15 protein-coding genes are annotated in these 18,034 nt (G+C 33.9%); 2 read left to right on the forward strand and 13 right to left on the reverse strand.

What is annotated here, in order from left to right:
* Positions 1-35: 35 nt before the first annotated feature.
* From MJQ71_RS20395 to MJQ71_RS20405, 3 genes are all read right to left on the reverse strand, one after another.
* Positions 36-1,760, reverse strand: a complete 1,725-nt coding sequence (locus tag MJQ71_RS20395; protein ID WP_238808795.1) for a GMC oxidoreductase — start codon at positions 1,758-1,760, stop codon at positions 36-38.
* A 110-nt stretch (positions 1,761-1,870) separates the two neighbouring features.
* Positions 1,871-2,719 carry a serine hydrolase gene (locus MJQ71_RS20400; RefSeq protein WP_238808796.1) on the reverse strand — a complete coding sequence of 283 codons (849 nt, stop codon included), beginning with the start codon at positions 2,717-2,719 and terminating at the stop codon, positions 1,871-1,873.
* 163 nt (positions 2,720-2,882) lie between these two features.
* A complete protein-coding gene (locus MJQ71_RS20405; protein WP_238808797.1) occupies positions 2,883-3,857 on the reverse strand; it encodes a polyprenyl synthetase family protein in 975 nt (324 codons plus the stop codon).
* Between the two features lie 301 nt (positions 3,858-4,158).
* Between MJQ71_RS20405 and MJQ71_RS20410 the strand changes: the two genes are divergently transcribed.
* A complete protein-coding gene (locus tag MJQ71_RS20410) occupies positions 4,159-5,070 on the forward strand; it encodes a patatin-like phospholipase family protein (protein ID WP_238808798.1) in 912 nt (303 codons plus the stop codon).
* 67 nt (positions 5,071-5,137) lie between these two features.
* Here MJQ71_RS20410 and MJQ71_RS20415 read toward each other — a convergent pair whose 3' ends face one another.
* The 3 genes from MJQ71_RS20415 to MJQ71_RS20425 form a co-directional block, all read right to left on the reverse strand.
* On the reverse strand, positions 5,138-6,412 hold the full coding sequence (locus MJQ71_RS20415) for a sterol desaturase family protein (protein WP_238808799.1): 1,275 nt from the start codon (positions 6,410-6,412) through the stop codon (positions 5,138-5,140).
* Positions 6,413-6,555: 143 nt separating this feature from the next.
* The gene (locus MJQ71_RS20420) at positions 6,556-7,869 is read right to left on the reverse strand and encodes a putative porin (RefSeq protein ID WP_238808800.1); all 1,314 of its coding nucleotides are present in this window, start codon (positions 7,867-7,869) and stop codon (positions 6,556-6,558) included.
* 163 nt (positions 7,870-8,032) lie between these two features.
* A complete protein-coding gene (locus tag MJQ71_RS20425) occupies positions 8,033-9,448 on the reverse strand; it encodes an inorganic phosphate transporter (protein ID WP_238808801.1) in 1,416 nt (471 codons plus the stop codon).
* 166 nt (positions 9,449-9,614) lie between these two features.
* On the opposite strand from MJQ71_RS20425, the gene MJQ71_RS20430 reads away from it, so the two are divergent.
* Positions 9,615-10,136 carry a dihydrofolate reductase gene (locus MJQ71_RS20430; protein ID WP_238808802.1) on the forward strand — a complete coding sequence of 174 codons (522 nt, stop codon included), beginning with the start codon at positions 9,615-9,617 and terminating at the stop codon, positions 10,134-10,136.
* Position 10,137: 1 nt separating this feature from the next.
* On the opposite strand, the gene MJQ71_RS20435 is transcribed toward MJQ71_RS20430, so the two are convergent.
* The 7 genes from MJQ71_RS20435 to MJQ71_RS20465 all read right to left on the reverse strand — a co-directional run.
* The gene (locus tag MJQ71_RS20435; protein WP_238808803.1) at positions 10,138-10,944 is read right to left on the reverse strand and encodes a lipid II flippase family protein; all 807 of its coding nucleotides are present in this window, start codon (positions 10,942-10,944) and stop codon (positions 10,138-10,140) included.
* A gap of 1 nt (position 10,945) precedes the next feature.
* On the reverse strand, positions 10,946-12,100 hold the full coding sequence (locus MJQ71_RS20440) for a nucleotidyltransferase family protein (RefSeq protein WP_238808804.1): 1,155 nt from the start codon (positions 12,098-12,100) through the stop codon (positions 10,946-10,948).
* A gap of 102 nt (positions 12,101-12,202) precedes the next feature.
* Positions 12,203-13,747: a serine hydrolase gene (locus MJQ71_RS20445; RefSeq protein WP_238808805.1), complete on the reverse strand. Its 1,545-nt coding sequence runs from the start codon at positions 13,745-13,747 to the stop codon at positions 12,203-12,205.
* A gap of 87 nt (positions 13,748-13,834) precedes the next feature.
* Entirely contained in the window at positions 13,835-15,130 is a 1,296-nt protein-coding gene (locus MJQ71_RS20450; protein ID WP_238808806.1) for a 3-coathanger stack domain-containing protein, read from the reverse strand.
* A 46-nt stretch (positions 15,131-15,176) separates the two neighbouring features.
* On the reverse strand, positions 15,177-15,500 hold the full coding sequence (locus MJQ71_RS20455) for a LytR/AlgR family response regulator transcription factor (RefSeq protein ID WP_310587553.1): 324 nt from the start codon (positions 15,498-15,500) through the stop codon (positions 15,177-15,179).
* Positions 15,501-15,508: 8 nt separating this feature from the next.
* Complete coding sequence (locus MJQ71_RS20460) at positions 15,509-17,071, reverse strand: phage tail-like protein (protein ID WP_238808808.1); 1,563 nt, start codon at positions 17,069-17,071, stop codon at positions 15,509-15,511.
* A 73-nt stretch (positions 17,072-17,144) separates the two neighbouring features.
* On the reverse strand, positions 17,145-18,034 hold an 890-nt coding region (locus tag MJQ71_RS20465; protein ID WP_238808809.1), incomplete at its 5' end, for a 3-coathanger stack domain-containing protein.

Consider the following 18,034-nt stretch of genomic DNA (forward strand, 5'->3'; position numbering starts at 1 on the left):
GTTAATTGAAATGAAAAAAGTCTCTTTATTTTGAATTAAAGATTTTTCTTGTTCAACTCCGAAACTGCAAAATCTGCTGCTCGAGCAGTCAAAGCCATATAAGTAATTGAAGGATTCACGCAGTTCGACGAAGTCATACAAGCACCATCAGTTACAAATAAATTATTTACGCCGTGAACTTGATTATTGCCATTCAATACTGAAGTTTTTGGGTCATTTCCCATTCGAGCCGTTCCCATTTCATGAACGCCAACACCTAATCCGCCAGCATTATCAAAAGTTCGGATGTTCTTAAAACCAGAAACTTCGAGCATTTCGGCGGCATCAGCCATGATTTGCTTTCTCATTTTCAATTCGTTGTCTTTGATTTCTGCATCAAATACTAATTGTGGAATTCCCCATTTATCCATTTTTGAACTATGAAGCGTTACTTTATTTTCATGATAAGGTAAAACTTCACCAAAGCCCATCAATCCCATATTCCAACCACCTGGTTTATAAAGCGATTCTTTAAAATCAGCTCCAATGGCGTGTTCGTCGCTACCTCTACCCCAACCTGCCCTTCCAGCACCTGCTCCTTGATAATCGTATCCACGTAAAAAGTTTGGATTTTTTGATTTCTCGTCGATATTTACATATTTTGGAATAAATAATCCTGCTGGTTTTCGACCTTTATAATATTGGTCTTCCAATGCATCAAAATCACCCATTGCCCCAACATGATAATGATGGTCCATTAGATTATGCCCTAACTCTCCACTATCGTTTCCTAAACCATTTGGATAACGATTAGATTTTGAATTCAACAAAATTTGGGTTGTAGCCAAAGTTGATGCACATGAAAAAATAATTTTGGCTTTATATTCAAACACATCATTCGTTTCCGAATCAATCACTCTAACACCTGTTGCCCGTTTCAAGGTTTCATCAAAAATGATTTCTTTAACTATCGAATTTGGTCTGATTACAAAATTTCCTGTATTATTAGCTGCTGGCAAAGTAGCCGCATTACTACTAAAATAAGCTCCGTAAGGACACCCTCTCGAACAACGATTTCGGTTTTGGCATTTTCCTCTTCCCAAAGCCAAATGTAGTTCGGTTGGTTGAGTCAAATGTGCAACTCTTCCTGGTGTTACAATTCGGTTTTTAAATTTGCTTTTCATTTGTTGTTTGAAATGGTCTTCCAAACAATTGAGCGGAATTGGTGGCAAAAATTCACCGTCTGGCAAATGATCCAAACCTAATTTTTCGCCACTTACGCCAACAAATTTTTCAACATAAGTGTACCAAGGAGCAATATCTTTGTAACGAATAGGCCAGTCAATTGCAATTCCTTCACGAAGATTTGCTTCAAAATCATAATTACTCCAACGGTAAGTGTGTTTTCCCCATGTAATTGAGCGACCACCTACATGATTCCCACGAATCCAGTCAAACTGCTTCGTTTCTTGATATGGATTGTCTAAATCATTAGTAAAGAAATGTTTCGTTGATTCTCCTACGAAGCCGCTTCTGACTTGAATATGATGCTTTTTACGGTCTTCGTCAGTCAAGCTACCTCGATGTTCAAAATCCCAATGCTCCATCATCATCGTAGGATAATCCTCCACGTGGTTGACCATGCGGCCTTTTTCAAGAACAAGGGTTTTTAAACCTTTCTCCGATAGCTCTTTGGCAGCCCAACCGCCACTCATTCCAGAGCCAATAACGATAGCATCGTAGGTATTTGTTTTATTTAGTTTAGTATTCAGATTAGCCATTTTTTATATAAGATTGAATGTGTCACAAATTAAATAATATAATTTGGAAATCCTGCATGCTAACTCGATTGAAAAACAAAAACTAACAAAACCAATTTTGTAGTCAACAATTACTTTAAACTTTCCCAACTAATTTTGGCGATATCACCGATGATTTGTTCGGCAGAAGAAATTTCTTGAAAACCTTCAACAAAGATTGAAATAATAAAAGGTTTATTGGTGTAAACAATACCAGCATCGCCTCTAATATAATCTAAAGTACCAGTTTTATGAGCAATTATAAGGTTTTGGGGTAAATTTCGAGGTATTGTAGTTGTATCCTCGCAGCTTTTAAGCATTTCCAACATTTCGTCGCAAAGTTGTGGAGTAGCTACTTTTTTGTTGAAAATCAATCGTAATAAAGTATTAATTTCATGTGTGTTAACGTAGTTTTCTCGTCCTTGTTTGACGGCCTCCGTATCCATCATTATTCGATTGAGATGCGTTTTGGTAATATTTAACTTTGCTAAATTTTGGTTAATAAAATCCATTCCGATTTCTTTAATCAAAATATTCGTTGCTGTATTATCACTCGTCCGAATCATTTCTTGGGCAATTGCTCTAATTGTCAATTGCTTTCCTTCTGCAAAATTCATCAAAACACCCGAACCGCCAGTTTTTTCTGCAGTTGTTAACGTGTGAAGTTTATCCAAATTGACTTCATTTTTAGCTACTTTTTCCATTATTGCCATTAAAATCGGTATTTTAATAACACTCGCCGAAGGCACTCGCACATCTGCTCGATGTTCAAAAAACGATTTCCCATCGGTATTTTCAACCGACATTGATACTTTAATTGACGTTGGTAATTTGGATAAAAACGCAATTATTCTATCTTCATCAATTTTTTTAATTGAATCCTGTGCAAAAGAAACATTAATTACTATACTCATTATCAAGAAAGAAATTATTGTTTTCATTTTTTATTGAAACTATAATATTTATAATATATTTAACATAACCAAATGTTTCAATCTGTATGAATTATTTAAAACAAACAAACTATACAATATTTACAATTTTTATAATTGAAACTGCAAATACAATTTAAATCATATAGATAATAAATTCAAAAATTTCAATTTATTTAGTTCGTTCAATAGAAAACAAAACTAAGTCATGCAATGATTGACGGAAAGCAGAGTCGGGAAAAGTAAAGAGGATTTCGTTGGCTTCATTAACAAAGCGTTTCATTACTTCGGTGGTATATTGAATTCCACCAGATTTTTTTACAAAATCTATCACTTCTGTCACTTTTTTAGGGTTTTCAGAATGGTTTTTGATAAGATTTATAATATTTCTTTTTTCGGCCCAAGCAGCTTTATTTAAGGCGTAAATCAATGGTAAAGTCATTTTCTTTTCTTTGATGTCGATTCCTGTTGGTTTACCGATTTCTTCATCTCCATAATCAAAAAGGTCATCTTTTATCTGAAAAGCCATACCTATTTTTTCGCCCAAAAGTTTAGCTTTAGCCACAATTTCAGCATTTGCCCCCACTGAAGCTGCACCTACCGCACAGCATGATGCAATTAAAGAAGCTGTTTTTTGTCGAATTACATCGTAATAAACTTCTTCGGTAATATCTAATTTTCGAGCTTTTTCGATTTGCAATAATTCCCCTTCACTCAATTCTTTTACTGCTGTAGAAACTATTTTAAGTAAATCAAAATCTCCATTATCAACGCTCAACAAAAGTCCACGTGACAATAAATAGTCACCTACCAAAACGGCAATTTTATTTTTCCAAAGGGCTTTTATTGAGAAAAAACCACGACGATAATTCGAATCATCAACTACATCATCATGTACTAGAGTGGCGGTATGTAGGAGTTCAATTAGAGCCGCTCCACGATAAGTTGCTTCATTGATTTGACCGATAGTTCCTGCGGTTAAAAACACAAACATCGGACGAATTTGTTTACCTTTCCGATGAATGATATACTTCATGATTTGGTCAAGGAGCATCACGTCAGTCTTCATTGACTGGCGAAATTTCTTCTCGAAAATTTCCAAATCTTGCTCGATTGGAGCTTGTATTTTATTAATATCTAATGACATGAAGAAATGAGCAAAATATAGTTTTGCTCTAAAGGTGCAATTTTACGACTGATTTCTGACTTATTGGGTAGATTAGCAGAAAATATGTTTTTTTTAATACTTTTGTTCAATATTTTCTTGGATAATAGCAATTTCTGACAAAAATTTATTATCAAAAATAAACTAATTTGATGGACTAATCAGTTTACAAACACATTTAAAAAGAATAAAGTTTTGAAAATCAAAGGTATGATTTTAAAAACTTTTTTTCAAAAATAAGGAATTTCATCGTATAATTGAACGAAAAAAAACACTTTTAATAATGAGGGCATTAGTTTTGGGTGGAGGCTCACTAAAAGGGGCTTGGCAAGTAGGCGTTATTCATGCTATTTTGGATACAGGTTTTAAACCAGAAATGATTTATGGAATATCGGCGGGAGCATTAAATGGCTCATTTATGGTCAATGAGGCTGGCCGACAATTCCTTGAAACTGGTTCAATTAATTGGGATTTGGTGAACAAAAAGCTTTTACAATTTTGGCTCGAAAATATCACTCAACCTTCGGATATTGGTGTATTAAAATCGAAATTCTCACTTGGAATTGATACGCTTTTAAGCAGATTCGATGGTCTAATTGATACAAATCCGCTCCATGAAAAATTAAAAAAATACTTGGATGTAACCACAATGCGTAAAAGTCCAGTAAAATTAAAAGTAGGTGCAGTAAATATTAATACAGGAGAAATGCACTATACAGACCCTTTAGAACAACATTTCTTAGATTATCTCCGAGCGAGTAGTTCATTGCCTTTTATTATGCCAGCTATTCAAATTGGTGGTGACCACCGAAAAGCGTATATGGATGGTGGTTTGCGTGAGGTTGTACCACTAAGAAAAGCAATTGAAGATGGAGCAACGGAAATTTTTTGTGTGGCAACTCACCCAAAAAATAAGCCATTAGAACAATTCAATTATCGCAGTTTTTTTAGTCTTATTGAACGAATCAAAGACATTACGGTTAATCAATTTGAAAACAGCGATATTGAGTGGGCAGAAAATTATGCAGAAAACTATGCGAGTATTGGGCCATTTAGTCTTACAAAAAAGGTTAAACTCACTGTAATTCGTCCGAAAGAACCTTTACAAATTGAATTGACGGAGTTTTCAACAAAAGATATTAAAGAAATTATCAAGCAAGGTTACGAATTTGGACATAAAACTTTATTTGGATAAAATTAAATCCAAAAGCCAATTGGGTAATCTATTTTCAATAAAAACTGATTACCCAATTGTCACTTTTTTAGTATTTCATCTCTACAACTGGCTTATCTTTACGAATCTCAAACCACACAAAATAAGCTGTTATGATTGTTGAAAGCACAAAATAAATCATCATGGCTGAGGTAGCCCAGGTATAAAGTTGGCTACTTCCAAACCAATCGCCCATTGAGTAAATTAAGGCAAAACCAAGTATATTTTTAATTATTTCCCATAAAATAGCAAATCTATTTCTATCCATTAGTTCGGTATAACTAAATACCAATAAATAAATAAAGCCCCCATAAATAAAGATATTTGGCATCCCGATTTTGGCAATGTTTCCGAAAAGATGAAAGAGCAAAATAAAAGTGAAAAGGAATTGAAACCATATCCAAATAAGTAAGTTTTGAGAGCTTTTTGGAGCATATTTCTCAAAATTATATGGATTTTCAATTTTTTTATCTGGAAAATGTACTGCTACATCGGCTGGTCGCCAACCCGTTGGCATAAACCAAATTCTAAATTTATCTTTCCAACTTTGGGCATAGAAAGCATCTTTTATTAGTAACCACAAATGCTGAAAATTAATTTTTATCGGATTCCAAGTGTTAGCTGGACGAGTAATACCATAAACAGGAGGAACATTTGGCAATTCTTCCTGAAATGTACCAAAAAGTTTATCCCAAATAATAAAAATTTGACCATGATTTTTATCTAGGTATTCTGGATTGATTGCATGATGCACTCGGTGATGTGAAGGCGTAACAATGATTTTTTCGAGAATTCCCATTTTCCCAATATAAACCGTGTGGTACCAAAATTGAGCAAAAAGATGTAACGGAGCAACAATCGCAATTACTTTAGGCTCTACTCCCAATAAGGCTGCTGGTAATAGAAAAATTGTAAAAAGACTCACAAATGATGAAATACTTTGACGTAAAGCACAAGCCAAATTGAACTCTTCACTGCTGTGGTGAATGGCATGTTTATTCCAGAAAAAATTAATCGAATGAGCCATTCGGTGTACCAAATAACCCGTTAAATCTAAAGATACAAAAGCAATGATATACACCCAAACTGTCGATTCGACCTTATAAACTGTCCAATGTATTACCATCCATTCGTAAGAAAGAATTGAAATACTTAATCCTAGAACATCTTTTACTGAATTGGTATAGCCTGAAGTCAAGCTCGAAATCATATCCATTGCTTTGAATTCATCTTTTTTCACGAACCAACCATAAGCTTTTTCAAGTAGAACTAAAGCCAAAAAAGCAGGCATGGCAATAGTCAATATTTTTCCGTAGGTTTCCATAGTAGTATGCTTGCATAATATTTAATTGTACAAATTTATGAAAAACTATTTCATTTTTTATAAAACATTAAAAATTTGCTTATAAAAAAATCCTGCTAAAAACTAGGCAGGATTTTCAAAGAAAAATATTGTTATAATTAATATCAGAAACGATATTGTATTCTACAAGTGAGGCTATTATCTTTCAAATCGGTTGTATAATCTGCCAAACTAGTCTTCTCATTTTTAGGCATTTCGTACCAAAAAGTAACTTTCAAGTTATCGTTTGGATATATTACGTAGCCTAAGCCTAATGTATTGAAACGAACATCGGCTGCAGAAAAGCCTTTCCCTATTTCGTTACCTTTAACTTTTTTATTAGGGTCGTACCAATCGTATTTTGCTACGAACTGATGTTTTTTGCTACCTAAATGTTGTAAGAAGTAAAAATATGCTCCATCAAAATTCCGAATATACAATGGTGCATTCTTTCCGTTTGAAGTTGGGATAACAGCAGGTGTTTCTGACGTTGTTTGAGTTGCAGTCTGAATACCATTGATGTACTCTGCTCTCAACTCTGTTTGTCCAACTTTGTTAGGAATTTTTAATTGAAAATCAGCTCCATAATACGTTCTTGGAGCAATTTTACCTACATTACTCGCTGATGAATCAAGTGTAAAGGCATTATTGCCTGACATTTTATAGATATTATTAGTAAATTGTTCCATTCCTCCAAAAAGTCCTGAAATACTACCACTTACAATAATTTTGGGTGAAATTTTGTAAGGTTTCATAGAAAACCTTGTAATTAAGTCTTTGTGATTGTCAAAATCAGCAGTCGCATTTAGTCCTTGTCCATTAAAAACTCCAATATCCCACTTCAAATATTTCACAAAAGATTTTTTTGTACGGGTTTCAAAAGTTGCCATTACGCCCATATCACGCTCAATTTTCATTAATATCTGCGACATACGCCCACGTTCCAAAGATTCACGGTCAGCAGAGCCATAATTTACTTCAAAGCCAAATGGACGAGCAAACATACCTGTTGTAAGTGAAAACATATTCAATTTACTTTCATAGATTCGTCCCCAAAAATCTCTAATAACCACCCCTCTTTCAGTTCCATCAAACTGAAAAACAAAGTTAATTTGTGGCATATTATTTTTATCAAATCGTGCGTAATCGAATCTAATTCTACCTCTACGGAGCATGAAACGATTATTGGCATTAGGCTGAAAATCGCCTCCATTAAAATTTTTTGCACCTTCAGACTGAATCATTTGATATTGGGGTTGAATATAACCGCTAATACCAACGTATTCATATTTTTTAAGCGTCGAAAGAAGTTTTTTAACTGTTGTTGTATCAAACTCCATTAAAGAGCCTTTTTGTTGTCCATAAGTAAAAGAGAAGCTAAATAAAAAGATAGCAAGCATCACCCCTCTTGTAAAGAGTGTTTTTGAGAAGATTTTCATATTGGTGTTTTGGTAATACGATTTAAAATCGTAAGTATATATTTAATAACAAGTATATACTTTTTTTTTGAAAAACAAGTATATATATAGATGATACTAGTGTGTAAAACATCACCAATATCATCTATTGAATCTAAAATTATATAGTATTATTTTCTATTGATTATAATAACCAACGGAAGAAAACAAATAGTGAAGCCGAAAGAATTATTGCTACAGGCAAGGTTAAAACCCAAGCTAAGAGGATATTTTTTATAGTTCCTGCTTGTAAGTTTTTAATACCTTTGCTGGCAACCATTGTACCTGCGATACCCGAAGACAGGGCATGAGTTGTACTCACTGGAAGTTTGAACCAAGACGCCAAACCGATTGTAGTTGCAGCAACTAATTCGGCTGAAGCACCTTGGGCATAAGTAAGGTGTGATTTACCGATTTTTTCACCAACAGTTACCACGATACGTTTCCAACCAATCATTGTACCCAAACCGAGTGATAATGAAATCATTAAAATCACCCACATTGGTGCATGGTCAGTAAATTTACGAATTCCTTTTTCTTCTTTTGTAGCAATATTTTTGAGGATCAATTTGCTGTTATCGCTCAAAACGATTTCATCATCCTCAACTAATTTTTTGGTATTGCTACTGATAGTTAAAAGTGCTTTACGAATATCTAAAGCGTTAGTTTTATCTACTTTACTGCTATCTGCTACGTCATTTAGAAAAGCAATGCTCGAATTAACTTTTGCAATTTTTTCTTTTTCTGCTGTCGAAGCGTGTAACGTGTCAATCAAAGCAATTTGCTTAGAAATTGTTTCTAATTCTGGCTTGAGTGTTTTAAAATCAATAGTTTTATTGATAGCAAAATATGTTGGTAAAATCCCAATCAATATTAACATTACTAGACCAATTCCTTTTTGTCCGTCATTACGACCGTGGAAAAAACTAACTAATGTACAAGTAGTTATCAATATAGCACGAATCCAAAAAGGTGGGGCTTCGTCTTTATTTGGTTCATCAAAAACTTGTTTTCTGATTGATTTACTCAATAATCTACGGAGAGCAAACATCAAAAATACCGCCATAGCAAAACCTACCATTGGAGATAAGAAAAGAGCTGAAAATATTTCTTTTGCTTTATCCCAGTTTACAGCCGCAATTCCCATTTTATTATCTGGAAGTAAAGCGTATCCTAGTCCAACACCCAAAATTGCACCAATCAAAGTATGAGAACTTGATGCGGGAATACCAAAATACCAAGTTCCGAAGTTCCAGATAATAGCACTAAACAAAAGTGCCAAAACCATCGCAATGCTATGGTAAACATTTTGGTCAATCAACAATTCTACAGGAAGTAAATTTACAATACTCATACCAACTCCTACTCCACCTGTAACAACTCCTACAAAGTTGATAAGACCTGACCAAACTACTGCTTGGGTTGGTTTGAGTGAATTAGTATAAATTACGGTTGCAACAGCATTAGCGGTATCATGAAAACCATTGATAAATTCAAAGGCACAAGCAGCTAAAAGACAGAATGACAGTAACAAGAAAATGTCGGTTTCTAAGCCAAACATAAGATTTGAGGTTTAGTTAGTACTTAATTGATTATATTGGTGTTTGTAATTTTGACACAAAATTGAGTATTTTTAATTAATCAATTAAAATTTCAATGTTATCAAATTGTTAAGAATTCCTTAACAAAGCCAAATATTAGCTTATTTTTGCATAAAACATACTAGAATGAACAAAAAACCTATCATTTCTCTCATTGCTGCGATGAGTCAAAATCGAGCAATTGGTTTAAATAATGCTTTACCATGGACTCCAATACCTGCGGATTGGGATAATTTGAAGTTAGTCACACAAGGAAAAAGAATGATTATGGGTAGAAAAAGCTACGATAACCCACATCGAATTTGGTCTGACGTTGGCAACTTTGTAATCACTCGTCAAAAAGACTATCAAGTTGACAATGGTTTTGAAGTAGCTGATAGTCTTGCTACTGCATTCAAAAAATGCGTAAATGATGATGAAGTTTTTGTACTTGGTGGCGAAGAAATATTCCGTTTAGCTCTTCCTTTTGCCGATAAAATTTTCTTAACTATTGTCCATGAAAATTTTGAAGGAGATACTTTTTTTCCAATTTTTGATGAAACGGTATTTGATATTATTGCACAAAAAGAATTTAAAAGAGGCGAAAACACGCCTTATGATATTACAATTTTAACTTATGCAAGAAAGTTTAAAAACTCACCTAATTAAGTTAAACATAAAGATTTTCAGCAATATATATCACAAAATGTGCAATCGGAATCAATAATAATTGCCCGAGTATTGTTCCAATTAAACGAGAGAAAACTACAAAAACGAAATATTTTCTAAAATATGCTTGTGTTTTTTTCCCAGCAAGTACTCTATCCGTCAAAATTGCCATATTTGGGTCCAAAAAAACCAACGATAAAATAACCGCAACCGAGTTAGCAACACCAGTCATTGATGCTGTTGTGGAGCGTAAACTAGGGTTCAAATAACCCGCATAAAGGCATGACAAAACGCTCACCGTTAAAACTGCATTCACAATAGCTTGTAAAAACATAATTTTGAGCGGAATATCACGGTATTTTAAGAAAAATGATAAGTTTGAAAGCTTTGGCCATGTAAGACTTTTCCAAAAGTGGAAAAAAGTTTTTAGTCTAAAAATCTTCCATATTACTTTAGTCATCGATTGGTGATGATATAAACTTTCAACTCCTTTTTGAAGAAATCTATGAGCTGTAGGAATCGCAAAAGCACCTACACAAGTGGCCAAAGTTGCAGCAAAAATAATAATCCTAAAATCTGATACATCATTTACTTTCCCCAAATGAATATTATTTTCAATAGTTTTGGCTAATAACGGTGCTTGGAAAGTTGTAGCAACTCTTGCAAATAAGGAAATAATATTAAACATTGCCCAAGAGATAGCATTTTTTCCTGTACGAATGCCAACAATTCTAACTGCATAAGCAATTGTTCCTACAAAATGAATTAGAAAAGTTAGTAGGCTAATGATTAGGATATTATATGTCATTTTAATTTTTCAGTCTGCTCCATAAACTTTTAAAAGTTAACATAAAATACCAAATCAAAAAAGGTCTATTTTCTATATTTCTACGGTAAACTTGAAACATGTAATATTTTTTTCGAGCATGATTGCGTATTTTTTTAGAAATATACAAAGAATCATTTCTATCAACTCCTTTCCTAATTGACTGATAGTACTTTAACTCTAATTCGCTAGTTTCTATCGAATCAAATTTATTTAGGCAACTATCAGGGATGCTAATTTTAAACTCGTTTTTCAATAAAAGTAAGGCTTCGCGTGTAAACAATACAAATTTATACCTAATTGCTAATGAGATTAATTCATCCCAATTAATTTGAGTTTGTTTTGAATGGAAAATTTGATAACAATCGGCAACCCAAATAAATGGAGGAATAGCTTCATAAGAACGTCCTGCAACAAGGCTTAAAAAAAACTGATGTGTAATTGAAAGCATTTTCGATGAGGTTTCCAACAATAAAAATGCCTGTTTTTTTTGCCAAAAAATGGTGTCAATTTCATTCATATTGGCACATTCTTGGAAAATATTCCAATGCAAATGAACACAAAGGCCACTAGGAGCGTACAAATGTACAGCATTTAAATTATTAAATGTTGCTTGCTCCAAAGGAGATATTCTATAACTAAAAGGTGGATTTGTAAAAATTTCAATTACATTTTTTTTATGCTGGGGTTGAATCAAAACACTTACATTCGGTATTGTACGTGCACTAATATCAGCGTAAAAATTTAAGGCTATTGGCAATACACCAATCAGTATATGTTCAATATTATTATCATTTAAAATTTCAATAAATTGTTTTGTATGATTTTGTAAACGAGTATTATCAAACCAATTTTTTCGATAATGGCCTTTCAAACGTTGTATCACTGGTTCAGTGAAATCACCTAAATTTTTATAAGCCAATGGCATTATATTCATTGAGCCAACATCAAGTGGGTCAAAAAAATTAGGAAGAAAATCAGGGCTATTATAATCAATTTCTATATAATCATTTACTAAAACCCATTGATGCCAATATTGAATAGCTTCATTCGGCTCGAAAAGTGCCGCTTTTAAAAGTAATATTTGTGTAGTTGTAGGGAAACATCCACCTTTTTTTACTATAATTTTATCATTCATGCAATTATTTCCCTTTTATTATCCAAATGTTTATTTGCTATTTGTGTAAAAGATTTTGCATACTTTGAGTTTAGGTATTTTCATTGGCAAAATCCTGTCATTTTATTTGGTTTTTTCTTTAATATACACAATTCCATCCATTGATAAACTTGATGCATTTCCTTCACTATCTAGCGAAAACTGAAAAGTACTTTTTCCCCACCACCAATTGACGCTGCTGCCCATAAAAGTATCAAAATTCCAATGTTGCAAAGTATAAATAAATTTATTGGGTAATGTAAGCGTTAGCTTTTCATTGATTAGTTCAACTTCAGCATTTCCGTAAACTTTATTTACATATTTACCTGTGTAAAATGGCAAACTTAGAGACGGTTGCGTATTTAGTACTCGTTTGGCCAATTGTTCCTGTTCTTTTTTATCTGCATTATCATTAAGACCTTTATATAATTTGTAGAAATCGTTGCTCCAATCATTATTAAAGTCATTAAAAGTCCACAAATCGAAAGCTTTATACATGAGAGCGTGACGAATTTCGGTATGGTCTAAATTACCAAAAACATAAACAGCAATGCGTTCTTCTGGAATCATTCCAGCAATCGAAACTAAGCCATCCAAACTTCCTGTATGAAATTGAACCATTTTTCCACGATAATCATGTTGAAACCAGCCTAGCCCGTAGCTTGTCCAATGTGGTTTTGTTAGTTGCATTGTTGGATAAAAACTGTTCGGTGGAACGAGGGCTTGCGGTTTAAATAATTCGGCAAAAGTTTCAGCTTTTAACAAACGAGACCCATTGGTTTTTGTGCTATCCTGCAAAAACTGCAACCATTTACTCATGTCATCGGCACATGACCAAACGCCACCTGCCGCCCCAACATTGTCGTCAGTCAAATAATCAATCGTTCTGACTGCATTTTGGTTGTCTTTATCTTCATAATGAGGCGTTGTTTTTGCAGCGGTTAACGGTATTTTCGAGTAATCTGCATAAGTATTTGTCATTCCGATTGGCTTAAAAAGCCGCTCAGTAACAAAATCATCCCATGTTTTTCCAGTAATCTTTTTGATAACTTCTCCAGCTACCATGTACATTAAATTTTGATATGTATAAGAAGCTCTAAGCGAATATGACAGCGGGATGGCTTGCATTCGCTGCAAAATTTCTGCTCTGGAATAGCCTAAAACCCAAAGCAAATCTGCATTTCCAAGACCTGTATTGTGAGTAAATAAATCTTTAATTGTTATTTCGGCCGTAACATAGGGACTAGAGAGTTTGAATTCGGGAAGAATATCAGAAACGACGTCGCTCCATTTTACTTTTCCTTCATCTACCAAAATTGCCATACAAATAGCGGTCATGGCTTTAGTTGTAGAAGCACAAGTCGATAAAGTAGCGGTTGTGTAAGGCGTTTTATCCAAAATATTCTGAACACCATAAGCTTTATTTAACACGATATTTCCATCTTTCACAACTACAACCGATAGCCCTGGCGTTTTCCAGGTAGGTAAAGATTTTTGAATATATTCATCAAAAACTTCGGGTAGTTTAGGTGCAACAGGGGTACTTTTATTGGCTGTTTTTTTCTGGGAAAACACAAAAAAAGGTAGCAAAAAGAAACTACATAAAACCGTAACAAATAGGCGATTCATAGGGCAGAATACAGGTTTTTGAAGAATAATTGTAAATACAATTTTACAAAAAAATCTTCGTAAAAACAGATATTAATCAACGATTATTTATTCACATGGATTTGCAGAAATTTGAGTACTAAAAACAGCACCATTGGAGACTTTAAAACCAGGATTCAATAAAATCGTTTTCCCAGTTTGATAGATAGTAGCTGCACTCGAAATTTGATTATTGGCATCAATCAAAATTTTAGATTTTACGATTGAGTTCATGTCAATATCATCATTTTTACTACTTAAAGCAATAATATTATCACATGGATTTGTTTGTTTTTGGTAAGCAAATGCTCTAATTTCCGAAACATTGCCTGCAATTAAACTAAAATTTAATGTAGTAGAACTATTGTGAGTTGTGCAAGGCTCACCACAAGGAAAACCATAGGTGCTGAATGAAAAAGTACCGAAAGAATACCTTTGCTCATCAGGACAATTTAAAACTGGTTCGGTACAAGCCACATTGACTTGCCTTTCGGCATATAAAAAACTAAAACGATTATCTCGTGTATAGATTCCCATTCCAAAATCATTTTGATTGGTCATCGCAACCCAATTTTCTGTTGACTTTGACCAAAAACTATCGTTATCAGGCGTATTTCGTTCAAAATTTGTTCTTGAAAGAATACCTTCATTATTGAATGGATTAGATGCATTATACGTTTGCCATTTGACTGCAAAAGGATAATTGATGTTTACAAACAAATGAAGTGAAACACCCGTATTTGTATTACTCACAAAATAAGGAATATTTCGTACTTGTTTTACTGTAAAATTTGCTGCAAAACCTGTTAAACTTATCCAATATTCGTTGTATGCCCCAGCATCAATCTTTTCATAATTGAGACTCGTTTGATTTACAAAACCCCACTCCCACAATTTTGATTTAACATACAATACGCCTGTTTTAGCATCAAAATTTATTTTTTCTGGAATTCCGCCTAAATGACTTAAGTTTTTAAAATTTTGATTGTAGAAACTTCCTTGTGGAAGGCCATTCCACTCACGAGACGCTCCGCCTGCATTTAGATAAACTTCTGATAAATATTTAGCATTCGGAAAAGGCCGCCAAGTTGCTGGCATATCTGGGTATATTCGGGTTTCAAAACCTGCTTGCCTGCCCGCATCGTGGTTATTGATGAGGTTTATTCCATTTGTTTTCCGCTCAAAATAGCTTACAACCCCGCCCATTCGCTTATCAAAACCCACACGAATAATGCCATTGTCAAGAAAATACCTAATACTATCTTCTGCAAAAATCGTGGAATCAGTAGTTGAAAAAGCCTCGAATGAGTTAAAACTCAAAACCAACAATAAAAATAATCGATAAACGCTTAATTTTTTTCTCATAGATACTTTTTCAAACGTTAATCTTTAATGTTAAATACTTTAAAATCTAGCTCACAAATAAGCTTTGATGATTTTCAAATAATTTACGACGACGGCGTGAAACCGAAAACTGAAGTCCATTTTTCAGAAAAATATTGAGTTGTTCACAAGTAGAATCAAAAAGTTTGATTTCGGAGAAATTGATAATTTGGCTGCGGTTCACTCGATAAAAATTATAATCTTTTAGTTTTTCCTCAAAAATTTGAAGTGTAAAAGAACTCATTTCAGTTTTATTATCGAGCAAATAAAACATGGTATAGTTTCCCCTTGATTCTAGGTATAATATTTCATGGGGTTCAATTATTTTTTTACTAACCTTTATCATTTTCATGGCTTTTTTTATTTTGTATATGCAAAAATAACTCCTCTCATTGCCATATCTGTCCCTTGCCAACTTGAGCCTGCAATTAGTTTCAGATAGTAGTAATATTTACTATTGTCGATGGCAGCAGGTTTGTCTAGTGTTAGTGTTTTTTCTAATATTCCAGTTCCAGCAATACTGGTAATTGTACCTTCAACTGTTCCAACAGCATTGGTTAGTTTCTCGACACTGTAAAAAGTCAAAATCATGCTTCCACCTGTATTTTGCAGATAATTCATTGTCAATTTTGTTACTGTAACACCATCTGGTAATTCAACTGGTGCAAAAGCGTAGGCATCCGCAGTTTTGGTATTATTGGCGAAAGAAATCAAGGCTCTATCCACATTTCGAACAAATGTTGTGCTTGGTGTAGTATTAGATAGTACTGGATGAAAACCCAACGCTGAAACATTATAATATGAATTCTGCGATGCACATTCAATCAAATTTCCATTTGCGTCTGTACAAACATGCCTTTCTGTTGTTCCACTCAAACTTGTTGCTCTTAAATTATTAGCCTGAACGGTTAAACTTGCTGAAATACTTCCGCCAACTTTTAGTTTAAATGAAGTAGATGCGTTTGGAGTAGTTCCAATATTAATTACACCATTTTTTTGAATTACAAGGGCGTTGCTTTGTGTTCCTGAAGTCTGTCCATTTCCGATATACAATAATGGGTCTGTACTTACCCAAGAGGTAGCATTCGATGCGATGGGCAAATTGTTATATCCCATCGCTATCGAATAATACGAATTAGCATTTGTACCCGTACCAATAGCAACACCATTTGTTCCTACTGCATTAGTATTTTGACCGATAGCAATGGTGTTGGAACTTCCATCTGCCAAAGCAGTATTTCCAATAGCTATGCCATATTGGGAATTAACTCTTGCTCCATAGCCCATTGCAAGACCATTATTCCCAGTTGCTTGTGTATTTTCTCCAAAAGCAATTGTATTTGAAGTTCCATCTGAGATGGCATTTGTGCCAAAAGCAATATTTCCAAGACCACTTGCCCTAGAATTATAACCCGAAGCAAATGAATGTAGCCCAACATTATTTGCATCCCACGCATCTCCGTTTACAGTTCCACAACGAAAAGCACTACGAGAAGGAATCCACATCAATCGAGTTCCTAATCCAATAGTTGGAGATGTAGGTGGATTAGTAATATCAGTGGCCAAGTAAGGCACAATACCAGCATTGCTAGACCAAAAACCGCCATTATTTGTATTTCTAATTTCGTTTCCAGCCACACCATTAACACTCCACAAACTGACTTTCGGAAGTTCTGTCCAAACACCATTTTGACTATACCAAAAGCCATTTGTATCAGTATCATAAACCAATAAACCATTTACAGGACTTACAATACTTGTTCTTTGTAACGAGTTCATTGATGGAAAAAGCACCCCTTGGTTAGTTGTACTTGCATTGATAATGCTCTGTGAAGACGCACCGTTTGGATCTAACGTAATACTTTGTGCATTAATTTTTGAAAAAACACTTATTGCTAGAATGAAAAGGATGATTTTTTTCATGATTTTTAATGAGATTTAAAACCAAAACTAGGAAACATCTTGATTGAGGGGTACTACTAAATATAGTAGGGCACTATTGACAACCACCAATTTCAGCTTTGAAAACAGCACCATTTTCGACTGTAAAACCAGCTCCATTTTGAGCATCCAATAAGATGAATTTATTTGATTTATAGGTTACTTTAGAAGTGCCAGCAACAATATTTGTAGCCGTAATACTTTCATTACTTGTTTTAGTAATTGTTTGATTAAGGTAATTGTCATTAGGGCTAACTAATGTAATCACTTGGTTGCAATCGTTGATACATTCTTTAACAATGATATAGTCTGATTCAATTCCTGTAATACCATTTGATGATTCTACCCTTATTTTATATGTATCACTTTTGGCAATAAAGTCTGGAATCGTACCAAAGATTGTACTAGACGATGCACTGCTAGAAATATTACCTAATGAGATTTTATTTGTAAATGAACCTGCCGAATTAGAGATAAATGCTTCGTAGGTAAATGTGCCAACAATATTTGTATTAAAACTAACCGAAATCGCTGATCCAGCACACACAGGATTTGGTGTAGCATTGGCTAGAATATGTGGCGTTACCTTCATAATCTTTTGATTAGCAACAATACTCCACTTGCCTTTTTCATCTTTTGAACGCACCCAAAGTGAATGCAATCCGTTTGATAAACTTCCATAATTTAAGTTAAAATTCACTCCTGAAAGCGTTGTTTGCCCAGCAGTTATCGGAATATTTATTCCATTCCCAAAACCAGGGTCAGTATCTAAAAAATACTCTGCTTTAACAATTGATGGCGTTAAATTGGGTAAATTGTCCAATTGTTTCATCAACACTTCACTCCATTTTCCTAACTCATCTTTCGTCCGAACATATAAATAATCCGTTCCTGAGGTCAGAATTCCGGTCGGAATGCTAAACGAAACATTGATCAAGGTCGTTT

Source organism: Emticicia aquatica (assembly GCF_923079645.1).
Lineage (GTDB): Bacteria > Bacteroidota > Bacteroidia > Cytophagales > Spirosomataceae > Emticicia > Emticicia aquatica.